Source organism: Kribbella swartbergensis (genome assembly GCF_054784135.1).
Genome location: NZ_BAAGPM010000076.1, coordinates 1 through 1,083, shown reverse-complemented (window position 1 = coordinate 1,083; position 1,083 = coordinate 1). Strand labels below are relative to the sequence as shown.

1 protein-coding gene is annotated in these 1,083 nt (G+C 67.5%); it reads left to right on the top strand.

Going from position 1 to position 1,083, the window contains the following annotated elements; translation table 11 throughout:
• Positions 1 to 1,083, top strand: a 1,083-nt coding sequence (locus ACYVOK_RS35905) for an NAD(P)-binding domain-containing protein (RefSeq protein ID WP_460667083.1), incomplete at both ends; no start/stop codon positions are given.

The window sequence follows — 1,083 nt, the reverse complement described above, 5'->3', positions numbered from 1 at the left end:
CGCCGCCCCGGGCATCGCGCTCAAGGTCCAGATCGTTGTCATCGGGGCCGGTCAGGCTGGGCTCTCGGCGGCCTACCATCTCAAGAGGCTGGGATTGGCGCCGCACAAGGGTTTCGCGGTGCTCGACCAATCTCCAGGACCGGGGGGCGCCTGGCAGGACCGCTGGCCCTCGCTAACCTTGAGCACCGTCAACCGCATCCACGACCTGCCCGGGATGTCCTTTTCCGAGGTGATCGGCACGGACAGCCCAGAGGTGCGGGCGAGCGTTGCCGTCCCGGAGTATTTCGCGGCCTACGAGAAGCGGTTCGAACTGCCGGTCTACCGTCCGGTGGCGGTGAAGGTCGTCTGCGACAGGCACGATCACTTCAGGGTCGAGACGGACCGGATCCAGGTCTCCGCACGCGGGCTCATCAATGCCACGGGAACCTGGGAGAGCCCCTACGTTCCCGACATACCCGGAGCCGAGCGGTTCAAGGGCAGGCAACTGCACACGAGGGATTACCGCACCGCCCAGGAATTCTCGGGCCGGCATGTTATTGTCGTGGGGGCTGGTATCTCGGCGATCCAGTTGCTCGATGAGGTCTCGCGCGTCACCACGACCACCTGGGTGACCCGAAGGGAGCCCGAGTTCCGGGATGGTCCTTTCGACGAGAAGGTCGGGCGCGCCGCCGTGGCGATTGTGGAGGATCGGGTGCGCCGCGGCTTGCCGCCCGCGTCCGTTGTCTCGGTCACCGGGATCCCCGTCACTCCTGCCATTGCGGCGATGCGGGCACGCGGGGTGCTGACCCGGCGCCCCATGTTCAGCGAGATCACGGAGGACGGGGTTCGCTGGTCAGATGGGACCGCGCTCCGCGCCGACGTGATCCTCTGGTGCACCGGCTTTCGCAGTTCCCTCGATCACTTGGCGCCGCTCATGCTGCGCCAGCCTGGAGGAGGCATCGTCATGACCGGACGGCTGGCGACGCAGGTCGCGAAGGACGGGAGGGTGCATCTGGTAGGCTACGGCCCCTCCGCCTCCACCATCGGGGCCAACCGGGCCGGCCGGGCCGCTGCGGAGGAACTCATGGCGTTCCTTGAACTCGG